Annotated in this window: 27 protein-coding genes; 13 read left to right on the forward strand and 14 right to left on the reverse strand. The window is 34.1% G+C overall.

The genetic code is table 11. The features are described 5' to 3' along the window. Positions 1–2: 2 nt before the first annotated feature. From lspA to AC1EU5_RS07655, 6 genes are all read right to left on the reverse strand, one after another. A complete protein-coding gene (lspA, locus tag AC1EU5_RS07630) occupies positions 3–512 on the reverse strand; it encodes a signal peptidase II (protein ID WP_480191777.1) in 510 nt (169 codons plus the stop codon). A gap of 37 nt (positions 513–549) precedes the next feature. Next, complete coding sequence (gene aat / locus AC1EU5_RS07635; RefSeq protein ID WP_480191778.1) at positions 550–1,224, reverse strand: leucyl/phenylalanyl-tRNA--protein transferase; 675 nt, start codon at positions 1,222–1,224, stop codon at positions 550–552. Between the two features lie 3 nt (positions 1,225–1,227). Continuing rightward, on the reverse strand, positions 1,228–2,604 hold the full coding sequence (locus AC1EU5_RS07640; RefSeq protein ID WP_480191779.1) for a short-chain fatty acid transporter: 1,377 nt from the start codon (positions 2,602–2,604) through the stop codon (positions 1,228–1,230). Positions 2,605–2,679: 75 nt separating this feature from the next. Next, positions 2,680–3,996 carry an FG-GAP repeat protein gene (locus AC1EU5_RS07645; protein WP_480191780.1) on the reverse strand — a complete coding sequence of 439 codons (1,317 nt, stop codon included), beginning with the start codon at positions 3,994–3,996 and terminating at the stop codon, positions 2,680–2,682. Between the two features lie 71 nt (positions 3,997–4,067). After that, positions 4,068–4,442, reverse strand: coding sequence for a DUF3127 domain-containing protein (locus AC1EU5_RS07650; protein ID WP_480191781.1), 375 nt, complete (start codon positions 4,440–4,442; stop codon positions 4,068–4,070). A 7-nt stretch (positions 4,443–4,449) separates the two neighbouring features. Further along, complete coding sequence (locus tag AC1EU5_RS07655; RefSeq protein WP_480191782.1) at positions 4,450–5,310, reverse strand: flavin reductase family protein; 861 nt, start codon at positions 5,308–5,310, stop codon at positions 4,450–4,452. 91 nt (positions 5,311–5,401) lie between these two features. Here AC1EU5_RS07655 and AC1EU5_RS07660 point away from each other — a divergent pair, with 91 nt between their 5' ends. Further along, entirely contained in the window at positions 5,402–6,589 is a 1,188-nt protein-coding gene (locus AC1EU5_RS07660; RefSeq protein ID WP_480191783.1) for a sensor histidine kinase, read from the forward strand. Here the strand turns inward: AC1EU5_RS07660 and AC1EU5_RS07665 are convergent. Together AC1EU5_RS07665 and greA are read right to left on the reverse strand one after the other, a co-directional pair. After that, entirely contained in the window at positions 6,581–6,973 is a 393-nt protein-coding gene (locus AC1EU5_RS07665) for an HIT family protein (RefSeq protein WP_480191784.1), read from the reverse strand. The genes AC1EU5_RS07660 and AC1EU5_RS07665 overlap by 9 nt on opposite strands. Position 6,974: 1 nt before the next feature. Next, on the reverse strand, positions 6,975–7,451 hold the full coding sequence (gene greA, locus AC1EU5_RS07670) for a transcription elongation factor GreA (RefSeq protein ID WP_480191785.1): 477 nt from the start codon (positions 7,449–7,451) through the stop codon (positions 6,975–6,977). A 129-nt stretch (positions 7,452–7,580) separates the two neighbouring features. Between greA and AC1EU5_RS07675 the strand changes: the two genes are divergently transcribed. The 7 genes from AC1EU5_RS07675 to AC1EU5_RS07705 all read left to right on the forward strand — a co-directional run bounded on the left by AC1EU5_RS07675 (position 7,581) and on the right by AC1EU5_RS07705 (position 13,318). Beyond that, positions 7,581–7,994 (forward strand): Rieske (2Fe-2S) protein, encoded by a 414-nt coding sequence (locus AC1EU5_RS07675; protein WP_480191786.1) that lies wholly within the window; start codon positions 7,581–7,583, stop codon positions 7,992–7,994. A 47-nt stretch (positions 7,995–8,041) separates the two neighbouring features. After that, positions 8,042–9,202 (forward strand): 5-(carboxyamino)imidazole ribonucleotide synthase, encoded by a 1,161-nt coding sequence (locus tag AC1EU5_RS07680; RefSeq protein WP_480191787.1) that lies wholly within the window; start codon positions 8,042–8,044, stop codon positions 9,200–9,202. A 65-nt stretch (positions 9,203–9,267) separates the two neighbouring features. Further along, positions 9,268–10,065 (forward strand): DUF2797 domain-containing protein, encoded by a 798-nt coding sequence (locus AC1EU5_RS07685; RefSeq protein WP_480191788.1) that lies wholly within the window; start codon positions 9,268–9,270, stop codon positions 10,063–10,065. 334 nt (positions 10,066–10,399) lie between these two features. Then, a complete protein-coding gene (locus AC1EU5_RS07690; protein WP_480191789.1) occupies positions 10,400–11,053 on the forward strand; it encodes a hypothetical protein in 654 nt (217 codons plus the stop codon). Between the two features lie 16 nt (positions 11,054–11,069). Further along, on the forward strand, positions 11,070–11,738 hold the full coding sequence (locus tag AC1EU5_RS07695; protein WP_480191790.1) for a hypothetical protein: 669 nt from the start codon (positions 11,070–11,072) through the stop codon (positions 11,736–11,738). Between the two features lie 261 nt (positions 11,739–11,999). After that, a complete protein-coding gene (locus AC1EU5_RS07700) occupies positions 12,000–12,677 on the forward strand; it encodes a sensor histidine kinase (RefSeq protein ID WP_480191791.1) in 678 nt (225 codons plus the stop codon). Further along, entirely contained in the window at positions 12,674–13,318 is a 645-nt protein-coding gene (locus AC1EU5_RS07705; RefSeq protein ID WP_480191792.1) for a response regulator transcription factor, read from the forward strand. Before AC1EU5_RS07700 ends, AC1EU5_RS07705 begins: the two co-directional genes overlap by 4 nt. Here the strand turns inward: AC1EU5_RS07705 and AC1EU5_RS07710 are convergent. Beyond that, the gene (locus tag AC1EU5_RS07710) at positions 13,303–14,007 is read right to left on the reverse strand and encodes a queuosine precursor transporter (protein WP_480191793.1); all 705 of its coding nucleotides are present in this window, start codon (positions 14,005–14,007) and stop codon (positions 13,303–13,305) included. The two genes, AC1EU5_RS07705 and AC1EU5_RS07710, sit on opposite strands and share 16 nt — an antisense overlap. A gap of 81 nt (positions 14,008–14,088) precedes the next feature. Between AC1EU5_RS07710 and fabD the strand changes: the two genes are divergently transcribed. Both fabD and AC1EU5_RS07720 read left to right on the forward strand, forming a co-directional pair. After that, positions 14,089–14,982, forward strand: a complete 894-nt coding sequence (gene fabD, locus AC1EU5_RS07715; RefSeq protein ID WP_480191794.1) for an ACP S-malonyltransferase — start codon at positions 14,089–14,091, stop codon at positions 14,980–14,982. Between the two features lie 52 nt (positions 14,983–15,034). Next, positions 15,035–15,388, forward strand: coding sequence for a hypothetical protein (locus AC1EU5_RS07720; RefSeq protein ID WP_480191795.1), 354 nt, complete (start codon positions 15,035–15,037; stop codon positions 15,386–15,388). Here the strand turns inward: AC1EU5_RS07720 and AC1EU5_RS07725 are convergent. Beyond that, positions 15,381–16,040, reverse strand: coding sequence for a hypothetical protein (locus AC1EU5_RS07725; protein ID WP_480191796.1), 660 nt, complete (start codon positions 16,038–16,040; stop codon positions 15,381–15,383). The genes AC1EU5_RS07720 and AC1EU5_RS07725 overlap by 8 nt on opposite strands. Before the next feature lie 93 nt (positions 16,041–16,133). Between AC1EU5_RS07725 and AC1EU5_RS07730 the strand changes: the two genes are divergently transcribed. Then, positions 16,134–17,453, forward strand: coding sequence for an aspartate kinase (locus tag AC1EU5_RS07730; protein ID WP_480191797.1), 1,320 nt, complete (start codon positions 16,134–16,136; stop codon positions 17,451–17,453). Positions 17,454–17,539: 86 nt separating this feature from the next. Next, positions 17,540–18,307: a hypothetical protein gene (locus tag AC1EU5_RS07735; protein ID WP_480191798.1), complete on the forward strand. Its 768-nt coding sequence runs from the start codon at positions 17,540–17,542 to the stop codon at positions 18,305–18,307. 71 nt (positions 18,308–18,378) lie between these two features. Here the strand turns inward: AC1EU5_RS07735 and AC1EU5_RS07740 are convergent, their stop codons facing one another. Genes AC1EU5_RS07740 through AC1EU5_RS07750 form a run of 3 tightly spaced genes read right to left on the reverse strand, consistent with a single transcriptional unit; the run spans position 18,379 to position 21,938 of the window. Further along, entirely contained in the window at positions 18,379–20,175 is a 1,797-nt protein-coding gene (locus AC1EU5_RS07740; RefSeq protein ID WP_480191799.1) for a GNAT family N-acyltransferase, read from the reverse strand. Positions 20,176–20,209: 34 nt separating this feature from the next. After that, positions 20,210–21,463: an aspartate kinase gene (locus AC1EU5_RS07745; protein WP_480191800.1), complete on the reverse strand. Its 1,254-nt coding sequence runs from the start codon at positions 21,461–21,463 to the stop codon at positions 20,210–20,212. Continuing rightward, a complete protein-coding gene (locus tag AC1EU5_RS07750; protein ID WP_480191801.1) occupies positions 21,450–21,938 on the reverse strand; it encodes an N-acetyltransferase family protein in 489 nt (162 codons plus the stop codon). Before AC1EU5_RS07750 ends, AC1EU5_RS07745 begins: the two co-directional genes overlap by 14 nt. Before the next feature lie 115 nt (positions 21,939–22,053). On the opposite strand from AC1EU5_RS07750, the gene fbp reads away from it, so the two are divergent. Further along, positions 22,054–23,073, forward strand: a complete 1,020-nt coding sequence (gene fbp, locus AC1EU5_RS07755) for a class 1 fructose-bisphosphatase (protein ID WP_480191802.1) — start codon at positions 22,054–22,056, stop codon at positions 23,071–23,073. On the opposite strand, the gene AC1EU5_RS07760 is transcribed toward fbp, so the two are convergent. Beyond that, complete coding sequence (locus tag AC1EU5_RS07760) at positions 23,070–24,665, reverse strand: FMN-binding glutamate synthase family protein (RefSeq protein WP_480191803.1); 1,596 nt, start codon at positions 24,663–24,665, stop codon at positions 23,070–23,072. The genes fbp and AC1EU5_RS07760 overlap by 4 nt on opposite strands. Positions 24,666–24,687: the final 22 nt, after the last annotated feature.

A 24,687-nucleotide genomic window follows, 5' to 3' on the forward strand; every position in this document is an offset into this window, starting at 1 on the left:
TTTTAAGCTATGTTTTTATCCAGATCAGAAGTCATATCTTTATTTTTACCAAATAAGGTATGGAACAGAACAATTAAAGCACCAATTACAATAGAAACATCTGCCATATTAAAGATTTCTGTAGAGAAAAAACCTAAATCTACGTATAGGAAATCAGTGACCGAACCATATGCTATTCTGTCAAATACATTACCTATACCGCCTCCAATAACAAAACAAAAACCTATCATTACAATTAAAGGATAATCCTTTCTTAGTATAGTCATAGCAAGTAAAACCAATAAAACAACAGCAGGTATTATTTGAAGTATTATTTTCTTTAATACCGGACTCAAATCTGAGCCCAAACTATACGCCGCACCTCTATTTTCAACCTTTGTAAGTATTAAATTATCTTTAATAACATGAATCCTCTCATTGGTTTCTATTTTATTTCGGACCATTTTCTTTGACAATTGATCACAGCTTACATTCAAAAAGACCAATAACAAGATTAAAGCGACTCTACTCATTTTGTTAAGATATACTCCCATTTACCCCATGAAAACTTCAAAGATACTTTAAAAATTCAGACCTAGGAATTTCTTCTGCTCCTAAACTTACTAAGTGTTCATTATACACCTGGCAATCTATTAACTTGTAATCGTTTTTCTGCAATTGTTTTACCAGAGCTATAAATGCTAGTTTTGAAGCATTTGTTTCCTTGCTAAACATACTTTCTCCACAAAAAATGTCACCCAAGTCTACACCATAAAGACCACCAACCAGTTCTTTGTCATTTCTAGTCTTTCGACTCTGGCTCAAGACAGGTTCATCAATAAATTTCCATACTTCAACTGACTTAGTCCACCCTTTTTTATGTAATGCTATATAGGCTTCTTTCATTTCTTGAGTAATCCACGTACCCGACTGTCCTTTTCTATTGATCGTCTTACATTGTTCAATAACTGCTTCAAAGTTTTGATTGAAAGTGACCTCAAATATTCCCTTTCGAATAACCTGTCGCATGCTTTTAGAAATTTTTAAATTTTCAGGGAATAAAACCATCCTTGGATCCGGACAATACCAAATAATGGGGTCGCCTTCTGCAAACCATGGAAAAATACCATTTTTATAGGCTAACAGCAATCGCTCTATAGATAAATCACCTCCAAAAGCCAAAATGCCTTCAGGTGAAGCCTCTTCAGGTTTTGGAAACCATAATTCTTCAGATAATAGGTGCATACGCTATAAAAATAATAACCCTAAAATATATATAGCAGAACCTAAAAACATTAATAACAGCGTATATGGTAAAATCTCTTTTGCTTTTAACTTCGTGATACCTAGTAAAGGTAACGCCCAAAAGGGTTGTAACATATTGGTTATTTGATCACCATAAGCCAAAGCCATAATAGCTTTGGGTAAAGGTACACCTAGTTTTAAAGCTGACTCAATAATGATAGGGCCTTGTACTGCCCACTGTCCACCACCACTTGGTACAAAAATATTAACCAAGCCCGCACTAAAAAAGGTAAAGATGGGCATCGTAGTTTCATTAGCAATAGATGTAAAAAAATCAGAAATTTGGGTGACCATACCTGTACTTTTCATAACACCCATAATACCAAAATATAACGGAAACTGAATTAAAATACCCGAAGTTCCTTTGATAGCCTCTTCTACTGCATTTAAAAAACTTTTGAAATTGCCATGTAATAAAATAGCAAGACCAATCATAAAAAAATTGAGCATATTAGGTGTAATAATAAAATCTAACAATTTTGCCCAATATTGAAAGGTAAAACTGATCAAAATGACCACTCCGAAAAGTATAGCAAGCCACTTTGAATAATCCAATTTTTCTGCTCCTTCAATATCTTCGTTGCGATCTGATTCAAATTGATACTCTGGTAAATCAACTGTTGTAGATTCGGCTCTTTTAGCCAGCATTCTTAAAAAAACAGGAACGACAACCAGCAATATTCCAAACAGTAACAGGTTCCACCAACTAAATATGGTACTATACGTTGAAACCAGTTCAGGTAATTGATTTAAAACAGAAACATCAGAAATACCTTGCATCAATTCAGTTAAATGACCAGACTCAGCCACCTTTAATGGTGCCGATCCACTCATACCTCCATGCCAGATCATAAGGCCTACATACCCAGATGCACCCACTAGCGGATAATTAATATGAATATGTTTTTTTTGTGCATGTTCTCCTACTTTTCGGGCTAAAATTGCTCCAAAAATGAGCCCTAATCCCCAATTAAAGAATGAAACCAACATAGTAGAAAAACTTACCAATACAACCGCATTTTGCGTATTGGTAACTAAATTGGTAATCTTTGAAATCAACCAACTCATGGGTTTACTCAAAACTAGAACATGACCCAAAACTAATATTAGCATCATTTGATATGCAAATACTAATAAGCTATTATTCCAGATACCATTTTCCCAATACGAAAGAATATTTAAAAAATGATTACCTCCAGTATCATTATTGGTAAAAACCAATGCCATCAACATAGTAAAGAATGTCAACAAAATAGCAATGGTAAATGGAGAGGGTAGATAACGCTTAAAAAGAGTTTCTATAGATTTAGTAATATTCATTTGCAATGATTAACCGCTACAAATTACTTCTTTTCAAACAATAAAAAAAAGTACTATAACTAAACATCAAAGCTCTTAATTTACAAAATACAGAGCCCCGGCATGACAACCAGTTTCGTTGCATCTTCTGTGCGCTCCTACAAAAATAAGATCACTTGTTGCAACAATGCTACTACCAAACAAATCTTCATTGAGTGGATCAGGTGCAGTAATTTGATGCGATTCCACCCAACCAGACTCTCGATTAAAAAAATACGCTGCACCATTAAACTTGGTAGCTACTTCCGTTAATGGAGCGCCTACTACCACATAATCTTTATGTAATATAATACCTCCTGCACCAAAGTCATCTTCAGGGGTTGCATTTTCTGCTAATAGCTTTGCTTGTTCCAAAAAATTAGTTCCAGATAGTGAAAATATATAAGCAGCTCCATATACATTGCTTAAACCAGGAAGTAGAGAATTAAAACTTCCTGGGGCAGTAATTGCCAAATCATTACCATCAAGATCGAGTTTAGCTCCAAAAAAATCATCTGATTGACCATCAGAAGCTCGTATTTTTTGAATTTGCGACCATGCATTACCTTGTTTTTCAAACACGTAAACACTTCCTGGGTCTTTATAATTAGTATTATCAGTTCCTTTAGCACCAACCGCTAAATAGCTTCCGCTAACAGTCAAAGCAGACCCAAAAGCATCCCATCTATGACCTTCATCTTGATTGGGTACCAACTTCTCAGAAAAACCCCAATTGTCTGCTTCGTTATATACGAAAACAGAACCTTGCGATATACCTGCTCCGTTATTAATTGGGCCTTCATCAAAATAATTATCAGTATCGAAGTAAGATGCTACAAAAACAGTAGCGTCTTGACTTATTGCAACTTGCCTACCAAACTGTTGGTTTTCTTGTGGGTTTGGTGCTGCCAATTCTTTTAACAAAGTCCATTTATTATTACCTATGTGTCTGTAAATATATACAGCACCTGCATCTTTAAAAAGCCTATCATTTCCGGGAGCCCCTATAACCAAAGTCTGATTATCTAAGGCAATGCTCCAACCGAATTGGTCTTCAATTGTAGAATTTTCAGGATATAATATTTCTGCCCTACTCTCAAAATTTAACCCATTGCGTCTGAAAATGTACACTGCTCCTGTTCTTTGACCTTTTTCATTATCATTTGGCGCGCTAACTGCCGTAAATTCATCGGTAGCCGCCATTGAGAAACCAAAATTATCACCTGCATTGATTCCTCCAGGAGTTATTCTAGTAACCGTAGTAAATTTCGAATCAGGTATAGAATCTTGACCTTCAGATATATTGTCTGAGCTATCGCAATTGAAGTTTGAAATAACAAAAAAGCAAGCAAAAAGGAGTGTCCATTTTTTCATAATAAAAAATTAGGGCAACGCTAAAGCGTTGCCCTAATTAGACTCTTTTTTGATAAAAAGGTTTAATTCATTTAAAATGGAAGATCATCAGGTTCCATATCGCTAACATTATCAGCAGGCTCAAAAGCGTCTACAGCCTCAATTGGCGGCATTTCAGTAGAAGTACTTGCTTGCAGTTTTTCTATGCGCCATCCTTGAATAGAATTGAAATATTTAGCTTCACCTTCAGGATTAATCCATTCTCTACCTCTTAGATTCACACTAATTTTTACCTCTTCACCAACCTTATAATTATCCAGCACATCCGTTTTATCCTGAACAAACTCAATCAATAACATCTGAGGGTATTGCTCATCAGTAGTCAATACTAGTTCACGTTTTCTAAAACCACTAGCGCCATAGGTTTTCGTTTCGTCTATTTTTTTTATTCTTCCTGTAACTTCCATTCTTTATTTATTTTATTAAAAGTACTTTCCAGGCACTTTTCACATCATTATTTTCTAAAAAATCCTTAGCAAAAATATGCTTTTCCTGCCGCTTTAAGCCTATAAACTTAGGGTTATCCTCCGCAAAGTTATCAACATCCTGTTGATTAGGCAATGCTTCAACATTTCCAAGCATTCCTAAATTATTTCCAGTAAGAATGGTACTATTTTTAATCTCATCAGGAATTTGATCAATGCCAATTCCTAATGTAGATAAGGGTTTAGGAATTTCAAAAAAACCTTCTTTTGTCCTTGAATAATAGCTGCCTCCCGCTCTGGCTACCAAATCTAATTTTTTTTGATCTATTGCTTTATTTTCATCCAAAACCTCCTTATGAATGTGTAATTTAACAACCTCACAAATAATCAAATTCCCTGCACCTCCTTCACTGCCTAAATGGACAATATCATTTACTTTACATTCAAATTGAACAGGCGACTCCGCAACACGAAAAGGTCTCACCTCTTCTGATTTCAACATTGACAAACCAGCCTTTTCAAATTCATTCACTCCTCTCGAATATTCTGTACTAGATAAAGACATTTGCTGTACTATAGCATGATTTACCACATTAATAACCACTTCTTTAACTTCTCTTACATTTTCCAAGGTGTGCTTCGTCTTATTATTTCTAACCCGCCTAGCCGGTGAAAATATCATTATAGGTGGATTCGCACTAAATACATTAAAAAAACTAAAGGGTGATAGGTTTGGATTTCCGTTTTTATCTATAGTACTTGCAAAAGCAATAGGTCTTGGTGCAACTGCACTCAATAAATAACTATGCAATTTTGCTGTAGCAATATCAGCTGGATTAATAGAAAGCATTGTGAAATTTTAAGTAAAAATACAAATATCAATCCAGTATAAAGCCAGCTATTTCTTAGTTTTTTAAAGAGATAATTTTATATTTGTCACAATGAATCTCCCCCAAAATAAGACCCTACTTCGCTGGATACTCATCATGACTGCTTTTTTGGTTGTTGCATTGATTTTATGGAATACCAATGTCTTCTTTCAGCAGTTTAAACAAGAAGAGCGAATTAAAATGGAAGTTATTGCTGAGGCCATTAAAAATATGAACTCTCCTGATTTAGATAGAGACATTACTCTTGAAGGAAAAATTATTGCCAGCAATACCAATATTCCAATGATATTGACTGATGAAGATGGTAAAATTGACAGTTGGGGAAATTTAAATGTAGAGCGTAAAAATTCATTTGAAGACCTTGCTACAGATGAACGTATGTACCTCTCAAGGCAATTGGCAGTCATGAAAAGTGAAAATCAACCACTTTACATCAGAGATTTTGAAACCAATGAAGTTGCCGGATTGATGTACTACAGAGATTCTGATCTACTGAACAGGCTTCAATACTACCCTTTAGCTCTAGTATTGATTCTTGTGTTGTTTGGCATTGTTATTTATTTAGTTTTTAAATCAAATAAAGCAGCAGAACAAAATAAACTATGGGCTGGTATGGCCAAAGAAACAGCACATCAAATTGGCACCCCTTTATCATCTTTGTTGGGTTGGGTAGAAATCTTGAGAATGGAAAATGCTGATGAAGCAACAGTCTCTGAAATAGAAAAAGATGTTGAACGCTTGAATACTATAGCTGATCGTTTTTCTAAAATAGGATCTATTCCTAAACTTGAACGCCATGATATAGTGCTAGAAACCAAAATTGCTTTTGACTACTATAAATCAAGAAGTTCTAAATTAGTTGACTACAGTTTTGAAGTAGTCAATAAAGAAAAGATTTATGCCATGGTTAACACGCAGCTTTTTAGTTGGGTGATTGAGAATTTAGTGAAGAATGCTATAGATGCTATGCAGGGAAAAGGCAGTATTTCCATTCAAATAGCTTCTAAAGATGATAAATATATAGTTATAGATGTGACCGATTCAGGAAAAGGTATTGCCAAAAATCTATTTAAAAAGATTTTCGACCCAGGTTATACAACGAAAAAGCGTGGTTGGGGTCTGGGCCTCTCACTTACCAAACGTATCATTGAAGATTACCACGGTGGAAGGATATATGTAAAAAAATCTGAATTAGGAAAAGGTACCACCTTTACCGTTATGCTCAATGAGTTAGTCTAAATTTGAAGTTATTGTTTTTGCGATAGCCTCAAATTCTTCTGTATTCAATTGTACTTTGTGTTTAAAATCAATGTCAGCCATTGAATTTAACGGAATCAAGTGCACATGCACATGCGGTACTTCAAGACCAATGACAGACATACCTACGCGCAAACAGGGAATAGATTTTTCAATAGCCATGGCTATTTTTCTTGAAAAATCCATTAGGCCTGCATATGTCTCCTGATCGAGGTCAAAAATCTTATTTACCTCTTTTTTTGGCACCACTAATGTATGTCCCTTGGCATTTGGGTTGATATCTAAAAACGCAAAAAAATCATTGTTCTCCGCTACCTTATAACAAGGGATTTCTCCATTAATTATTTTTGTAAAAATAGATGCCATATTAGTCTCGGGTAATTTCTAAAATTTCAAATTTCATAACTCCATTAGGGGCTTGAATTTCGGCAATATCACCAACTGACTTACCTAGAAGCCCTTTTCCAATTGGTGAATTCACTGATATTTTACCTGTTTTAAAATCAGATTCTGAATCAGCAACCAATGTATATTTAAATTCCATTTTATTGGTTGTATTCTTAATCTTAACTGTTGATAAAGCTAACACTTTAGAGGTGTCTAATTGGCTCTCATCTATCACTCGGGCGCTTGCTACTACATTCTTTAATTGGGCTATTTTAAACTCCAATAAAGATTGCTCCTCTTTGGCAGCATGATACTCGGCATTTTCACTCAAATCACCTTTATCTCTAGCCTCTGCTATGGCATTTGAAACCCTAGGCCGTTCAACATGCTCTAAGTGTTCTAATTCTTCTTTTAATTTTTGATATCCTTCTGCTGTATAGTATGCTACTTTACTCATAACTCATTATTTAGTTGAAATAAAAAATCCCAACCCTTACGATGAATCTTAAGTTGAGATTAGGGTACAAAGTTACAAAATATTTTTATTTGCGTGCTTTATTAGTAACTTGCGATCTGATTTTAACATATGATAAAAAATATCTTTTTAGGGCTAATTATCTGTTGTCTTTTTGCATGTGGAAGCTCAGATGATCTTAATGACTCACCTCTGCCTAATGTAACTGTAAATGAAACTATTTTTTTAAATACAAACCAGCAATTAAATGCTGTAGGTGGCTCAGCAATTATATCTGGTGGAATTTCAGGTATTCTAGTATATCGTTTGAGTAATTCTCAATTTTTAGCATGGGATAGAGCCTGTCCACATTTACCTCCACAGCAATGCGCACCTATGACTTTTAGCGCTCCATTTCTGACTTGTACTTGTGACAATACTAATTTTTCTGTTTTTGATGGGTCTCCACAAAGCGGAACCGAATTTCCTGCCAAACAATATAGGGTCATACAAAATGGTGAATCACTTATCATCACTAATTTTTAGTTTTCTAAGAAGCATAACTTAGTTACTTTTGTAGAAAGCTTTATTCTGTGAGTACTTTTTTTTCTTCTGATTTTAGACTGGGTATCCTTGGTGGAGGACAGCTCGGCAGAATGCTTCTCAGTGAAACCCAAAAGTTTGATATTTATGCTTGTGTTTTAGATGCTTCTAAAGAAGCCCCTTGTGCATCAATTTGCAATGAATTTCATCAAGGTAACTTATTGGATTTTGACACTGTGTACAACTTTGGCAAGAAAATAGATTTACTCACCATTGAAATTGAGAACGTAAATGTAGACGCCTTAGAAAAATTAGAAAATGAAGGATTGCAGGTATATCCATCTTCAAAAACAATTCGCACTATTCAAAATAAAGCAAAACAGAAATTATTTTATGTAGATCATACTATACCCTCTGCCGATTTCTCTCGTTTTGCGTACACTGATGAAATTCAAACAGCATTGAAACATGAAACCATTCAATTTCCTTTTGTTTGGAAAAGTGCCCAATTTGGTTATGATGGACAAGGTGTAAAGATTGTAAGAACCTATGCAGATCTAGAAACTTTACCAAATTTAGAATGTATTATAGAAGAATTAGTACCCTTTAAAAATGAGCTCGCCGTTATTGTGGCAAGAAGTAGATCAGGGCAATTAAAAACGTATCCTACTGTTGAAATGGAATTTCATCCTGAGGCAAATCAGGTTGAATATGTAATTTGCCCAGCTAGAATTTCGGAAGAAATCAGTAAAAAGGCTGAGCTAATTGCTTTAAAAGTAGCACAGGCTTTTGAGCATGTGGGTTTGTTAGCCGTAGAAATGTTTTTGACCCAAGACAATGAAATTTTAGTCAATGAAGTGGCACCAAGGCCTCATAACAGTGGTCATTATAGTATAGAAGCTTCTTATACCAACCAATTTGAACAACACCTACGATCTATTCTAGGATTGCCTTTAGGAAATACCTCTAGCAAAGCAGGTGGTGTCATGGTAAATCTAGTGGGTGCTGAAGGTCAAACAGGAGAGGTGACTTATCAAAATATGGAAAAAGTGTTAGAGCTAGATGGAGTTACACCTCATATTTATGGTAAAAAATTGACCAAACCCTTCAGAAAAATGGGGCATATTACCATTGTTAATAAAGACATTAATAAAGCGCGTATGATTGCCCAGAAAGTAAAGCAATTGGTAAGAGTAATAGCTAAAAACTAATCCTTTGCAATAATAAAATTACAATAAGATTCTTTGTAATTTTAATGCTAGCAAATCAAAATCTTATGAAGTATCAAGGTGTACTCAAAAAAATGCGAACAGAGCATCTCAATCCCATTCAATATTACTTGGATATGGGTTCCGATTTCATCAATATGAATCAACTATTGGATAAGGAAATTGAATTGACATTTGAGCGTTATGAGTGTTTAAACTGCCATTTAGATAGACCTATTTACAGACAAGGGTTTTGTAAAAGCTGTTTTTATGAAACACCAAGAGCGGGTGAATGGATCATGCGCCCAGAGTTAAGTACCGCTCATCTCGATAAAGAAGATAGAGATTTGGCTTTTGAAAAAGAAATGCAGTTACAACCGCATATAGTGTATCTGGCAAATTCAAGTAATGTAAAAGTAGGTGTAACACGTAAACAACAGGTACCCACACGCTGGATAGATCAAGGTGCACATGAAGCTATTGAACTGGTAGAAGTACCAAACCGCTACCTTGCAGGAATTACAGAAGTAGCCATAAAAGAACACATTTCTGATAAGACCAACTGGCGAAAAATGCTTACTAACACCATAGAAGATGTAAATTTAGAAGCAGAAAAAGAGCGTTTAAATGAGTACATCCCTGATGAAGTAAGGCAATATTACAATGATGGTGTATCAAAAGAGATTCATTTAGAGTTTCCTGTGTTGAGTTACCCTGAAAAAGTAAAAAGTTTAAATTTGGTAAAATCTGGAAGCTATAACGGAGTCTTAAAAGGAATTAAAGGACAATATCTAATTTTTGAAGATGCTACGGTTTTTAATATTAGAGCCAATGAAGGTTTAGTAATACAATTGCAGTTAAAATGAAACAAGAAACTTATCAGCAAATTTTATATCTTTTTCATAGCATTTTTCCCAATTAACTAAACAATTACTCCTAATCAAATTATTTAATTAGAATTCTTTTTCATAGTAAGGAGAGAAAGTTTCTGCTTAATAAGTTTCTTGTTTACTAACCCAAATAACTAACTGACTCGAAATATTTACGAGGCAAAGATGCATCAAAACCTAAATGCAATTCAAGAGGTAAAACACTAAAAATTAAGGGGAATTTTCCTGAACAAAAAGGGGAGTTTTCCCCTTTTTTTGTGTGGGTTTTTATTGGTAATTTGCAGATACATAATCCAAAAAACTCTAAATCATGGAAAATCTTAAAAAACCTTCTGTACTTTTAAACCTCTTGTTACTACTTATAATATTGTTTCTCTTACCTAAAGCCTGTAATGGAACAGATGATGACATCACTACTATGCAACCTACAGAAGATGACGATCGAGACAGTATTCTGCAAGTGGCTAAAGAAAAATTATTTAAAGAAAATATAATTCCTTTAGATACTGCTGTAAAAATTCGCAACAAATACATAACAGACAGGATAAAGCCCTTTAAAGCTGAGCTTGAAAAGATGTATAGAGACCCAAGCTTTAAAGATACTAGAAATGTTTGGTTTGATATTAATGTGATGGAGGCTTATATTCAACATGTAAGAGAAAGAGCTAAAGATGTAGAAGGTTTGCAATTTTACTTTAGTGTAGGCGATGCACCAGACTCTTCTAGAAACCACCAAACATTTTTTATCGCACCTACCAAAAAGAATGGTGGAATTCAATCTGGTTTTACAATAATTAATAATGAGACCGTCTTTCTTAATGAAAAATTTAAAGGTTTTGAATTAAATATAAAACAAGAAAAAGTTGAAAAGGCAGGTTTCTTTTCTAACGCAGCCACTTTACAAGAAGAAGAAAAACTATTAGCGAATAGAGGTAATGGATCACCTCCAGGTGGCAACAATTAAATAATTTATTTTTCAGGTGAATTCTGATTTATTTCAAAGTATTGTGAAGTATAGTGAGTTATTAGCTGCTATAGTTGGGACTATTTACTTTTATAAATATAATAAAACACCACTTAAGTATTTTTTATTTTTGTTATGGTTCATTACCATTTCTGAATTCTCAGCAAAGTATTTTTCAGATAAAAATTTATTTCTATATGTTGATGAAAATGGCATAAAGTATAATTTATGGATATTTAATTTATTAGAAATTGTGACATACTCAACATTTTTTTATATCTATAAAAAATCCATCACTAATTTGGCACATAAAAAATGGATTAACGTACTTTTCGGAGGTTATGTGCTGTTATCAATTATTAACTGGATTTTTATACAAAATTTTATCCGTGAATGGTCTGAACTACCTTATTTGTTTGGATCTATAGCTTTGATAATATGCATTATTTTTTATTTTATTGAGATACTAAAATCCGAAAAAATACTAGTTTACCACAGAACATTATTGTTCTGGATTAGTATTGGAGCGTTGTTATACTATACAGGTGGAATTCCATTCTCTATAAATATAAATGGGTATGCCATTATACCTGGATTTCGTGATCTCTTTCTAATCGTATATGTTTTAGCAATTACCATGTATCTTTTATTCACTTTTGGTTTTATATGGAGCAGGAAAGAGTAATTCTTACAGTTATTATATCCACAGTGGTGGTTCTAATTTTTGTGATAGCAATGATTGTTATGACCAGTATCTATTTACTAGGTAAACACAAATTACAAACCGATAATAAAAATTTACAACAACGACTCAATGAGTTAAACTCATAGCCAAATTTATATGGAAAGTTCTAATACCACATTAATTCTTGTGATTACCACCTTAGTAGTCATACTTTTTATAGTAGTTATTGTAGTATTTTTTAGCGTTTTTCAAAATCGAAAAATGAAAATTTTGCTTGACAAAAAAGCTGATGAAATTCGTTATGAAGAAGAGATCATTAAGTCACAATTAGAAACACAGGAGCAAACACTTCAAAACATCAGTTGGGAACTACATGATAATGTTGGGCAACTATTATCGGTTGCCAAAATGCAACTCAATATATTACAACCACATGTTGAAAATGGCCAAAAAGGCATTTTAGATGAAACCAGTGAAATCATTTCAAAAAGCCTTCAGGAAATTAGAACCTTATCTAAGCTTTTAAATCCTGATGTAGTTAAAAATATAGGTTTAGAGAAATCTATTGAATTAGAACTACAACGCTTCAATAGATTGAATTTCCTAAATGCGAACTTAGAGGTAAAAGGAAATTCTATTGGCATCAATAAGAAAAATGAGATCATTTTATTTAGAATTTTACAAGAGTTTTTATCAAATACAGTAAAGCACTCTAAAGCAGCCAAATTAGATGTTATTCTTGATTATCAACCTGAACAACTTGTCATTGAAGCAAAAGATTATGGTGTTGGTTTTGATATCAAAGAAATTGAAAAAGGTTCTGGTCTCATCAATATGAAAAGTAGAGCTAATTTAATCAATACTCGTTTTTCTTTAACTTCAGAAAAAGATAAAGGCGTATCTTTAACCTTAACCTATCCTTTAAAACAAATATCATGAGTAAGCATACTGTAGCCATAGTTGATGATCATTTACTTTTTGCACAGTCGCTAAAAGGGTTGATTGATTCTTTTGAAGATTTTACTGTGTTATATCATGCCAATAATGGTAAAGAACTTCAAGAAAAATTTGAGTCTATTAATAATAAGCCTGAAGTTGTTCTAATGGATGTAAATATGCCTATTATGAATGGTATTGAAACCACTTTTTGGCTAAAAAAAAATCATCCTGATGTAAAGGTATTGGCACTCTCTATGGACGATGATGAAGCATTGATCATAAAAATGATAAAAAAAGGAGCCCGAGGTTACCTGCTTAAAGATATACATCCTAATGAATTGCATACAGCACTGACTGAGCTCATTAGTGATGGATTCTATCATACAAAAAAAGTATCTCAAACACTTCAGAAATCTATTTCAAGTGACGTAAAAAACACTGGCGAAATTGGCGGAAATGAATTGACTGTATTAAAATTGGTCTGCTCCGAAAAAACTTATAAAGAAATTGCACAGGAAATGCTATTAAGCCCAAAAACAATAGATGGTTATAGAGATTCTCTATTTAAAAAAACGGGAGTAAAAACAAGAACAGGGCTCGTATTATATGCCATTAGAAATGGTATTTATGAGGTGAATTGACCATCTAGGTCTATTTCTTCTCCTACTTCAAGATGAAATCGTTTTCTAAAAAGCCATACACAGAAATACAGTAGTGGTGTATCAAGAGCTGCAACTACCACTTTAAATAAAAACCCACTTAGTAAAAGACTGTAAAAAATACTCCACGGTAATACTTTAAAAGAACATAGTAATAATAATACTGTAAGTGTATCTACAAATTGAGAAGTGAAGGTAGAAAAATTGTTTCGCAACCAAAGATACTTACCCTTTGTAAGGTCTTTCCAAAAATGGAAAATGCGTATATCAATAAATTGTGCAAACAAATAGGCTAGCATAGAGGCCAATACGGCAATAGGTGATAATCCAAAAACTTTTGTGAAAATTTCATTATTGATCGGTGAGGATTCAATAGCCGGCACTTCATTAGCCACATAAATAATCCCCATTGAAAAGAAGGAGGCGAAAATACCAACCATCACTACTTGATTGGCTTTTTTCTTTCCATAAATCTCAGAGATAACATCTGTAATCAGAAATGTGATAGGGTATGGCAAGATTCCAACAGAAATCTCAAATCTAAATAAGCCAAATGGATTCCAGTAAAAAAACTTTTGAAAGATTAAATTAGAAACAACAAGAGAGGTAATAAATAAAGCGGCTAATACTAAATAGATCTTATAAGCAAAAATTCTATCGGAAGTTTTCATACAATAATGCTAAAATAACAAATAATTGTTACTAACAATTTTTCTATTTTTGCAGTAAATCTAACCAATACAATAAAAGCTATGCATGCATATATTTTCCCTGGTCAGGGCGCACAATTTTCAGGAATGGGTCTTGATATCTATGAAAAATCTTCAATTGCACAAGATTATTTTGAACAGGCAAATGACATTCTAGGATTTTCAATTACGGATGTTATGTTTGAAGGTTCTAATGAAGACCTTAAAGAAACGAAGGTCACGCAACCAGCCATATTTTTACATTCGGTTGCTCTTGCAAAAACTTTAGGAGACGATTTTAATCCTGACATGGTTGCTGGGCATTCACTAGGAGAGTTTTCTGCATTGGTAGCTAATGGTGTACTAGATTTTGAATCTGCTTTGCAGTTGGTCTCACAAAGGGCTTTAGCTATGCAAAAAGCATGTGAATTGCAGCCTTCTACAATGGCTGCAGTTATAGGGTTAGATGATGATGTTGTAGAAAAAATTTGTGCTATCACTGAAGGGATAGTTGTTGCTGCTAACTATAATTGTCCTGGTCAGCTAGTAATTTCTGGTGAAATTGATGCTATTAATAAAGCTTGTGAAACCCTAACCGAAGAAGGTGCTCGTAGAGCAATAGTATTACCTGTAGGTGGTGCTTTTCACTCCCCGTTAATGGAACCTGCTCGCGAAGAATTAGCCAATGCTATTGAAAATACTAGTTTTAATGAGCCCATTTGTCCAATTTATCAAAATGTTACTGCCAATGCTGTAACAAGCGCCGCTGAAATCAAAAATAACTTGATTGCTCAATTAACAGCTCCTGTAAGGTGGACGCAATCAATACAACAAATGATTGCTGATGGTGCAAATCACTTTACGGAAGTAGGTCCTGGAAAAGTTTTGCAGGGTTTATTACGTAAAATTGACAGAAGCGTTACCTCTGAAAATGCCATATTACCAGAAAATTCGTAACAAGTAGCAACTGAAAAAAGATATTGAAATACCTAAAGTTGAAGGTGTATTTATGGCTATAACACATGAGTACAATAAAACCTTCAAAACAAATGATTGGTACGCATATCTTATTAATGAAAAGGATGAACCATTAGAAATGATCTTAATTGTTTCTAAAGGTTTTGATGGCAACACTCAAACTTCAACAATGCGCCATAAACTTGAGAAGCTCCCCACTAAATCAGTAGCTAAAATAGAGTTGATGCAAGATGAGGTTTTAACACTGAACAACGAATTTAAGCTTACTTTCTTTTTAAATAATACCCTTTACGAAAAGACCTTTTTATTCAAAAAAGGTAGCATCAAAGAGAGTTCATTGCGCGAAATCAAACTATTGAATAAAAGAGGTATCCTTCTTAAGTAAGTTTCATATCCATTAAGATAGAAAAAGTCTGATTAATATCTATGTCTTTTACTACAATGGTCATTTCGTGTGTTGTAGAGATTACCTCCTGAACCGGAATATCAGCCCAAGCCAATTGTTTTAGAATAAAATAGTAAATACCGGATTGTTCCATATTAGATTTTGGAAGCTTGATGGTAACGGAAGCCAGGTCATCTAAAAAATACAGGCGCATTTCATTTTTAAATATGGTATTTATCTGATCTTTTAAACTAGAACTGGCGACAATATTTGTTTCAAAAACACCTTGAGAAATGGTAAAGAATGTATCATCTTTATTGCCTATTTCTTTTAATAATTCAGTAATTCTTTGCAATAAAGTACTGGTGTTTTTAAAGGTGTAATCACAAAGATCAGAACGTACAATAAAATCGCCCGATGAAAGTGCTATTTTGCGTACATTCTTTCTCACTTTTAAAACACTAGATGGTGAAATTCTATTGATAGCCATCATAATGGCACCTTGCTTCACTTCTTTTTTAAGCACTTTCTCAACTTCCGAATGGATCATTCTTGCAAGTGAAGAAACATTAATTAATTTGTCATACAAAGCTTCTTCAATAAAAGGTGTTTTATTGATGATAGTTGTTACTGCCTCTTGAATAGTCTTCATGTTAAATTTTAAACTATTTGTTATAATTCGTAAAAATAAAAGAAAAAATTGGCTGACAATACTATGCTTAAGACTTTTGAAAAAAATTTGATCATGAACGTATTAAAATTTGGAGGCACCTCAGTTGGTAGTGCAGAGAATATGAAGAAGGTAGCGAATATTATTATGCAACAGAGTGAGTCTTTAGTTGTAGTACTTTCTGCAGTAGCAGGTACAACCAATTGCTTGGTTGAAATTCATAAAACATTGCAGAAAGATGCGCTCAAGGCCTTGCAGCTAGTTGAAGTTTTAGAACAAAAATATATCCCATTAATTGACGAGCTATACACATCAGAGTATTATCAAAGAAAAGCTTTGACTTTTATAAGAAATTCATTTACACATTTAAAGACCCTTAAAGCTAAGGATGAAAGGGAAATCCTTGCTCAAGGTGAATTGATAAGTACACAACTCTTTCAATTCTATTTAGAGGAATTACAAACCGACTCTCAATTGATTTCAGCATTAAACTTTATGGTATTGGGCACTGATGGTGAACCTGATACTGCAACTATCAGGAATAGACTTACTTCGGTTTTAAATGAAACAAATGCTGATATTATTATCACACAAGGTTTTATCTGTAGAGATTATACAAGTGCCATTGATAATCTCAAAAGAGGTGGTAGTGACTATTCAGCATCTCTCATTGGAGCAGCAATCAACGCTGAAGAAATTCAAATATGGACGGACATTGACGGTATGCATAATAACGATCCTAGATATGTAGAAAATACATTTTCTATTCATGAAATATCTTTTGATGAAGCTGCTGAGCTGGCTTATTTCGGTGCGAAAATATTGCATCCGCAAAGCGTCATTCCCGCCAAAGAAAATAACATTCCTGTACTTCTGAAGAATACCTTCAGTCCAGATAGCAAGGGAACAATCATCAAAAATTGTCAGCCTAGTGCTGGTGTTAGAGCTATTGCGGCTAAAGATGGCATCATCGCTATGAAAATCAAATCATATAGAATGTTAATGGCTTATGGCTTTTTGAAAAAAGTATTTGAAGTTTTTGAAAAACATCAAACACCAATTGATATGATCACTACTTCTGAGATAGCAGTATCACTTACCATTGATAACAGTATATTTCTCGATGAAATAGTAGAGGAAATTAACTCCTTTGCAAAAGTTGAAGTAGATACTGATATGGCTATAATCTGCCTTGCCGGGGATTTTTCTCAAAAAACAAAAGGTGTAAGTGCCGGTGTTTTAAATTGTCTTCAAGAAATTCCTCTTAGGATGATTTCCTATGGCGGCAGTAATTATAATATGTCTCTTTTAATTGAATCAAAACACAAAAAACAAGCACTCAATCTGTTAAATGAAGGGTTATTTGAAAAACAAAAAATACTTCAAGAGGCTTAATGATTTAAAAATCAGCTGAAAGTGGTTTTCGTTATGTTAATTTTTTAACTTTGGAGTTACAAATTGAAACTAATAAAAACTAAAACATGTCAGAAGAAAATAATAATTTAAAAGAAGAATTGAACGAAGGTATAGAAAATACAAAAGAGGCTGCAAAAGAAGCCGCTGATGTAGTAAGTGAAAAAGTAGAAAATCTTGCTGAAGATGCCAAAGAAATGGCAACTAATGCAGGTGAAACAGTTAGCGAAAAGGCTGGTGATCTTGCTGAAGGTGCCAAAGCGGTTGCTGGAAATGTAGCCGAAACCGTAAGTGAGAAGGCAGCGGACTTACGCGAAGGTGCTGCTGACACACTAGAAAATGCCAAAGAAGTGGCTTCTAATGTAGGTGAAACAATTAGTGAAAAGGCGGGTGATCTGGCTGAAGGCGCCAAGGCGATAGCTGGTAATGTGGCTGAAACGGTAAGTGAAAAGACAGCTGACTTGCGCGAAGGTGCTGCTGAAACTTTTGAAAATGCTAAGGAAGTAGCTGGAAACGTCGCCGACCAGGTAGGTGAAAAAGCTGCGGAATTGACTCAAGACGCTAAGGAATTTGCAAGTAAAGCAGGAGAAGTGATCAGTGAAAAAACTGCTGATCTAAAAGAAAATACTCAAGAAATTCTTGCAGATGTAAAAGAAGAAACGAAAGAATTTGTTGAAGATGCTAAAGAGGTATTGGGCAAGGCTAGTGAAAAGGCTAGTGAATTAGCAGGCGAAGCTGGAGAAAAATTGGCTGATCTAGCCGAAGATGCTAAAGAAGAAATTCAGGAAGTTAAAGTAAAAAGTAAAAATTTCTTCCAACGTTTATTTGGAAAATAAACCAAAATCTAAATAATTAAAGGTCATTTCAGTGGTAAAGAAGAAGACTCTATTATCAGTTGAAATGACCTTTATTTTTCTGATAATTTCCGCTCTAATTCAGCTTGAAACTCTTCCATAACTGGTTTAACTGTACTTTCAGGTAAGTCAGCAATTCTAATGTACATCAAGCCATCAACAGCATTATTGAATTTAGGGTCTACATTAAAAGCTACCAATCTGGCATTTTGTTTAACGTATTTCTTTAATAATACTGGCATACGCAAACTACCCGGTTCAATTTCATCTATGATTTTATCAAACTTCACCATATCAGCCTTACTTTCATCAAACACAAAATCCTTATCAGCATCATTCAATTTGACCTTATATTCCTTTTTAGGATGAATATACTGCGCTAAATAAGGGTCATAGTAATGTGATTTCATAAACTCAATCATCAACGATTTTGAAAAATTCGAAAACTGATTACTAATACTTACTCCGCCCATTAAATATTTATGTTCAGGGTAGCGAAGCGTTACATGCACAATACCTTTCCAAAGTAAGAATAAAGGCATTGGTTTTTGCTGATATTCTTTTACGATAAATGCGCGCCCCATTTCAATGGTTTTTTCCATCATAGGATATAATTCTGGCTCTACTCGAAATAATGTATTAATATAAAAGCCATCAATACCATATTTTTTGAAAATATCTTTACCCAAGCCCATTCTATAAGCGCCAGCAACAATTTTTTGATCATTATCCCATAAGAACATATGGTGGTAAAAATTGTCATAATCGTCTAAGTCTATACTGTTATTTGTGCCTTCTCCTACTTCCCTAAAGGTTATCTCTCGAAGCCTTCCAATTTCACGAAGAATACTTGGCATATCCTTACTATCGGCCAAGAAAACTTCATAGTTTTTACTTTCTAACAATCGTGTATCTTTCTTTCTTAAAGTTTCTATTTCAGCTACCATCATTTCAGTAGAAACTGGAGTTATAATTTGCTTGGGGTATTTTGGCAATTTCAAATTTGGTGTTTTGATCAAACGGCCTTCAGGCTGATATGGGTTGGCCAGCATATAGGTCTTTTTGCGTATAAATGCATGAAAATCATCTATATTTTCATACTCTTCCTGATCCTTTACAGGGATAACTTTACCTATTCTAACTTTAATTATCCTACTTTTTTGAGTGAGTAGTTCAGAAGGTAACTTTGCAGTTCTTAGCGTTCCGTTGATTTTTGAGAGCAGGTAAAACAGTCTACTGTTTTTCGCATGAAAATAAATAGGAACAATAGGTGCTTTGGCCCTGTGAATTAACTTGATAGCGCTCTCTTCCCAAGGTTTATCAACAATTAATTTACCATCTTTATATGTAGATACTTCACCAGCCGGAAAAATACCTAGAGGTGCACCTTCTCTTAAATGCAATAAAGCATTTTTAATACCTGTAACACTTGATTGTGCGTCCTTTCTGTCCTCAAAAGGATTAACGGGCATTACATAAGGCTTCAGAGGTTCAATTCTGTGCAGCAAAAAATTAGCAATGATTTTAAAATCTGGTCTCTTTTCAGCTAGGAGTTTTAATAACAAAATACCATCAATACCACCAAGTGGGTGATTAGAAATAGTTATAAAGGCGCCTTCTTTTGGAATGCGTTTCAAATCTTCTTCAGGTATTTCAAATTGAATTTGAACCTCATTCAAGATAGCATTCAAAAATTGGATATCTTTTTTATCCTTATGCTTATTGTAGATGCGATTTAATCTGGATATTCTGAGAATTTTCAGCATAAGCCAGCCAAAAAAAGTTCCAAAAACACCATACTTTTCAAAATGGATAACTTTGGCTATTTCTTTGGCAGATACTAAACTCATCAGGTTTTTTTGGGGCTATCAAATATAGATATTTCTAGGCAATTACTACCTGAACAGTGTCTTGGGTTAACTGTTTCAATAACAAATCATTACCCTCTTCAATTTGTTTAATAGCATCTTGTGTAAAATGCCTTATAGTATACAATGAAACATTCTTATGAAAGTCAATTTTGAATTTATTCTTTAATTCATTTACCAACGTATCAAATAAATGATATTTATCTTCTAAGCACACTGAAAAGCTAATCGCCGAATTTTGTAATAGGTTTACTTTCATTTTATGCTCGTGCAGCAATGCAAAAATATCACTGATATTGCGTTCAACAATAAATGAAAAATCAAGCGATGAAATTGACAGTAGCACCTGATTTTTCTTTACAATAAAACAAGGCTGTTCAGGGTGAATAGGCTCTCCTCTACTTACTGTTGTCCCATCATTTTCAGGGTATACAAATGATTTTACATATAAAGGAATTTCCTTTTTTTGTAACGGCTGTAAGGTTTTTGGGTGTATAACTGAAGCCCCATAAAATGCCAATTCAATAGCTTCAGTATATGATATTTTTTGTAGTAATGAAGCTTCTTTAAAATATCTTGGGTCTGCATTCAATACTCCATCCACATCTTTCCAAATGGTAACACTATCGGCATTCAAGCAGTAGGCAAAAATGCCCGCAGTGTAATCAGATCCTTCTCTACCAAGAGTGGTAGTATGCATATTATCGGCTCGTCCTAAAAATCCTTGAGTGATATATAAAGTACCATTTTTTAAAATTGAACTCTTAATATTCTCCTCAGTTTGTTGCCAATTTACCTTGGCATCGCGATAATCGTCATTGGTATTGATATAACTTCTGACGTCAATCCACGTATTAGGAATATTAACGCTATCTAAATATTTACTTACTATGGTAGTTGAGATCAATTCTGCCTGACTCACCACCTGATCATAGATATAATCATAATCATCAGAGGTGTTTTCAGCAAAAAAAGAAGAAAGCTGAGCAAAATAAATTTTTATTTTGTCTTTGATGCGTGTGCTTTTATCTTCAAATAAGTCATTAATAATGACTTCATGGTATGTTCTAATCTCTTCTAATATAGCATCAACCTCATTCGTTTTTTCGAAATAAGCTTGGGTCAATTTTTCAAAAGCATTGGTCATTTTACCCATGGCGGAGACCACCAAAAAAACATCCTCATACCCTACTTGTTGCAATACTTTCGCAACATTCTTAATACCATCAGCATCTTTTATGGATGCGCCGCCAAACTTAAATACTCTCATTTTTTTCTAAAAAAACTTTCAGATTCATTCTATTCATTTGGCAAAGATTCCAGTTTTCAATCATTGATGCTCCTGTACTTAAATAAAAACTAATCGCTGGTTTATTCCAGTCAATAACCTCCCACTCTACTCTATTAACCTCCTGTTCATAAGCCGTTTTCATAACTTTTGTATATAGAGCTTTGCCAATACCTTTTCCTCTAAATGCTTCATTAACAATTAAATCTTCAAGATGTAATGATTTACCTTCCCAAGTAGAATAGCGCTTATAATATAGGGACATCCCCACTATTTTATCTTCTACTTCAGCAACAAAGAATTCGAATTCAGGCTGTTCCTTAAAACCATCATTTAATAAATCCTTAACTGTAATCTTTACCGCATCAGGTTCATTTTCATAGTTAGCCAATTCATTGATAAGACTATAAATAGCAGGCACATCTTCTTCTACACCCTTTCTTATTTTGAAGTTCATACTGATTGAATTTTAAAGGCTAGCTAATGTAAAAAACTTTTTAAAAGTATCACGAAAACGTTATAGTTTTAGAGGGAGAAAAACGATATTTGTACTACCAAAATCAATACATACTATGCAAAAACACAGTACCCTTGGTGAATTTATTATTAGTAATCAAAAACAGTTTAAGTACACTTCAGGAGAACTTTCTAGACTTATAAACTCTATTAGACTTGCTGCGAAAGTTGTGAATCATGAAGTAAATAAGGCTGGTTTAGTTGATATATTAGGTGATGCCGGTGATACGAATGTACAAGGAGAAGATCAACAAAAACTAGACTTGTACGCAAACGATGTTTTCATGAAGCGCCTTATTAATAGGCAAATTGTTTGTGGTATAGCCAGTGAGGAAGAAGATGATTTTGTAAGAATTTCAGGAAGTGATAAAGCCAATAGTAGTAAGTACGTAGTATTGATCGATCCACTTGACGGGTCATCAAATATTGATGTAAACGTCTCTGTAGGTACTATTTTCTCAATTTATCGCAGAGTAACTGAGCCCGGTACTCCAGTTCAAATTGAGGACTTTTTACAAGAAGGCAATAAACAAGTAGCTGCTGGTTATATAGTATATGGTACTTCAACCATGTTAGTATATACTACAGGACATGGCGTGAATGGTTTTACTTTGAACCCAGCAATAGGCACCTTCTATTTATCGCACCCTAACATGCAATTCCCAGAAGACGGTACTATCTATTCAATTAATGAAGGGTATTACGTACATTTTCCTCAAGGTGTAAAAGATTATTTAAAATACTGTCAGATGGAAGAAGATGACCGACCTTATAAAGCACGTTATATAGGTTCTCTGGTCTCTGATTTTCATCGGAATATGATCAAAGGAGGTATCTATATTTATCCAAGTAGTTCAGTAGGACCACAAGGGAAATTACGATTACTTTATGAATGTAACCCTATGGCATTTTTAGCTGAACAAGCTAACGGTAAATGTACTGATGGTTATCGTCGTATCATGGATATCAAGCCCACTGAGCTACATCAGCGTGTTCCTTTTTTCTGTGGAAGTAAAAATATGGTAGAAAAAGTTGAAGAATTTATGACGAAATATCCTGAAGATGCAAATTACTAGGTTAAAACAGCCAATTCTTTTTCTGTAAAATACTGCTTATAGTCTTCAGGCCTAGTTGCCTCAGATAATAAACATCCTACTTCCATTTCTGGATACATTTCATCATACTTTACAATCTTGCTAATTCCCATTCGTTTGTTAATATGCTTTCGTTGTATTTCATCAACGCCATTTAGACCTGATGCCGCTACCATTTCTAAAAAACTACGAATTGTCTCTTCATGAAAATTAGCAGCCCTAGGTGCCTTGTCTTCAACTACTAAGCCTTTCATTAATGATTTATCTTGCGTTGCAATCCCAACAGGACAGGTATTTTTATTACATAATAATGCTTGTATACAACCAATAGAAAGCATCATTGCTCTGGCACTATAACAAACGTCTGCACCTAAAGCTATGGCTCTTGCCATATGAAAACCGGTAATAATTTTACCAGCAGCAATGATTTTGATCTCTTTTTTTAGGTCAAATCCAACCAATGTATCATGCACAAATACCAATCCTTCACGTAGTGGCATTCCAATAGAATTTGAGAACTCTACCGGAGCTGCACCTGTTCCTCCTTCACCACCATCTACCGCAATAAAATCGGGAGTAATTCCTGAAGAAAGCATTGCTTTGCAGATATCTATAAACTCTTGTTTTTTACCAACACAAAGTTTGAAACCTACTGGCTTGCCACCAGAAAGATCTCGTAGTCTTTTTATAAACTGCATCAACTCTACAGGATTAGAAAAAGCAGTATGAGAAGGAGGAGAGTGCACTGCCACTCCCGGTTCTACATGCCTTATTTTTGCGATTTCTTCAGTATTTTTCTTAGCTGGTAAAATTCCTCCATGTCCTGGTTTTGCTCCTTGTGAAATTTTCAACTCTATCATTTTCACTTCAGACTTGATAGCGTTTTCTCTATATCCTTCCTCACTAAAATTTCCATATTCATCTCTGCAGCCAAAATATCCAGTTCCTACTTGCCAAATAAGATCTCCACCATGTTTTAAATGATAGGGGCTCACACCGCCTTCACCTGTGTTATGTGCAAATTTTCCAATTTTAGCACCCTTATTAAGAGCCATCACAGCGTTCTTACTTAAGGAACCAAAACTCATAGCTGAGATATTCAATAAACTTGAAGAATAGGGTTGCTTGCAATCCTTTCCGCCAATCAAAACACGCGGAAATTCTCCTATTTCTTTAGGGCTATTTTTGGCATACATTGAATGATCCATCCATTCATAACCTGAACGATATACATTCATCTGAGTACCAAAAGGTGCTGTGTCATTAACTTTTTTTGAGCGTTGATAAATTAAAGACCTAAATATTCTATTTAAAGGTCGTCCTTCAGTATCTGTCTCAACAAAGTATTGCATGATCTCAGGGCGGATAGATTCTAATGCATAACGAAACCTTCCTAGTAATGGAAAATTGCGTCGTATCGTATGCTTTGTTTGCAGTACATCATACCAACCCATAAAAAAAAGTGGTACAACTAAAATTAAGCTCCATAACATTGGTTTCCAGAAAAAAGAGACAACTGCAATTGAAATAATTGTTACGAGTGATATTAGTATGAATTGTTCGCGAGCTTTCATAAATAGAAGATTTGAGGTTAAA

Source organism: Maritimimonas sp. 2405UD52-3 (genome assembly GCF_056591715.1).

Excerpts from the sequence above, each read along its gene's own strand:
- lspA (WP_480191777.1), bottom strand. The coding sequence starts at position 512 with ATGAGTAGAGTCGCTTTAATCTTGTTATTGGTCTTTTTGAATGTAAGC.
- aat (WP_480191778.1), bottom strand. The coding sequence starts at position 1,224 with ATGCACCTATTATCTGAAGAATTATGGTTTCCAAAACCTGAAGAGGCT.
- AC1EU5_RS07640 (WP_480191779.1), bottom strand. The coding sequence starts at position 2,604 with ATGAATATTACTAAATCTATAGAAACTCTTTTTAAGCGTTATCTACCC.
- AC1EU5_RS07645 (WP_480191780.1), bottom strand. The coding sequence starts at position 3,996 with ATGAAAAAATGGACACTCCTTTTTGCTTGCTTTTTTGTTATTTCAAAC.
- AC1EU5_RS07650 (WP_480191781.1), bottom strand. The coding sequence starts at position 4,442 with ATGGAAGTTACAGGAAGAATAAAAAAAATAGACGAAACGAAAACCTAT.
- AC1EU5_RS07655 (WP_480191782.1), bottom strand. The coding sequence starts at position 5,310 with ATGCTTTCTATTAATCCAGCTGATATTGCTACAGCAAAATTGCATAGT.
- AC1EU5_RS07660 (WP_480191783.1), top strand. The coding sequence starts at position 5,402 with ATGAATCTCCCCCAAAATAAGACCCTACTTCGCTGGATACTCATCATG.
- AC1EU5_RS07665 (WP_480191784.1), bottom strand. The coding sequence starts at position 6,973 with ATGGCATCTATTTTTACAAAAATAATTAATGGAGAAATCCCTTGTTAT.
- greA (WP_480191785.1), bottom strand. The coding sequence starts at position 7,451 with ATGAGTAAAGTAGCATACTATACAGCAGAAGGATATCAAAAATTAAAA.
- AC1EU5_RS07675 (WP_480191786.1), top strand. The coding sequence starts at position 7,581 with ATGATAAAAAATATCTTTTTAGGGCTAATTATCTGTTGTCTTTTTGCA.
- AC1EU5_RS07685 (WP_480191788.1), top strand. The coding sequence starts at position 9,268 with ATGAAGTATCAAGGTGTACTCAAAAAAATGCGAACAGAGCATCTCAAT.
- AC1EU5_RS07690 (WP_480191789.1), top strand. The coding sequence starts at position 10,400 with ATGGAAAATCTTAAAAAACCTTCTGTACTTTTAAACCTCTTGTTACTA.
- AC1EU5_RS07700 (WP_480191791.1), top strand. The coding sequence starts at position 12,000 with ATGAAAATTTTGCTTGACAAAAAAGCTGATGAAATTCGTTATGAAGAA.
- AC1EU5_RS07705 (WP_480191792.1), top strand. The coding sequence starts at position 12,674 with ATGAGTAAGCATACTGTAGCCATAGTTGATGATCATTTACTTTTTGCA.
- AC1EU5_RS07710 (WP_480191793.1), bottom strand. The coding sequence starts at position 14,007 with ATGAAAACTTCCGATAGAATTTTTGCTTATAAGATCTATTTAGTATTA.
- fabD (WP_480191794.1), top strand. The coding sequence starts at position 14,089 with ATGCATGCATATATTTTCCCTGGTCAGGGCGCACAATTTTCAGGAATG.
- AC1EU5_RS07720 (WP_480191795.1), top strand. The coding sequence starts at position 15,035 with ATGGCTATAACACATGAGTACAATAAAACCTTCAAAACAAATGATTGG.
- AC1EU5_RS07725 (WP_480191796.1), bottom strand. The coding sequence starts at position 16,040 with ATGAAGACTATTCAAGAGGCAGTAACAACTATCATCAATAAAACACCT.
- AC1EU5_RS07730 (WP_480191797.1), top strand. The coding sequence starts at position 16,134 with ATGAACGTATTAAAATTTGGAGGCACCTCAGTTGGTAGTGCAGAGAAT.
- AC1EU5_RS07735 (WP_480191798.1), top strand. The coding sequence starts at position 17,540 with ATGTCAGAAGAAAATAATAATTTAAAAGAAGAATTGAACGAAGGTATA.
- AC1EU5_RS07740 (WP_480191799.1), bottom strand. The coding sequence starts at position 20,175 with ATGAGTTTAGTATCTGCCAAAGAAATAGCCAAAGTTATCCATTTTGAA.
- AC1EU5_RS07745 (WP_480191800.1), bottom strand. The coding sequence starts at position 21,463 with ATGAGAGTATTTAAGTTTGGCGGCGCATCCATAAAAGATGCTGATGGT.
- AC1EU5_RS07750 (WP_480191801.1), bottom strand. The coding sequence starts at position 21,938 with ATGAACTTCAAAATAAGAAAGGGTGTAGAAGAAGATGTGCCTGCTATT.
- fbp (WP_480191802.1), top strand. The coding sequence starts at position 22,054 with ATGCAAAAACACAGTACCCTTGGTGAATTTATTATTAGTAATCAAAAA.
- AC1EU5_RS07760 (WP_480191803.1), bottom strand. The coding sequence starts at position 24,665 with ATGAAAGCTCGCGAACAATTCATACTAATATCACTCGTAACAATTATT.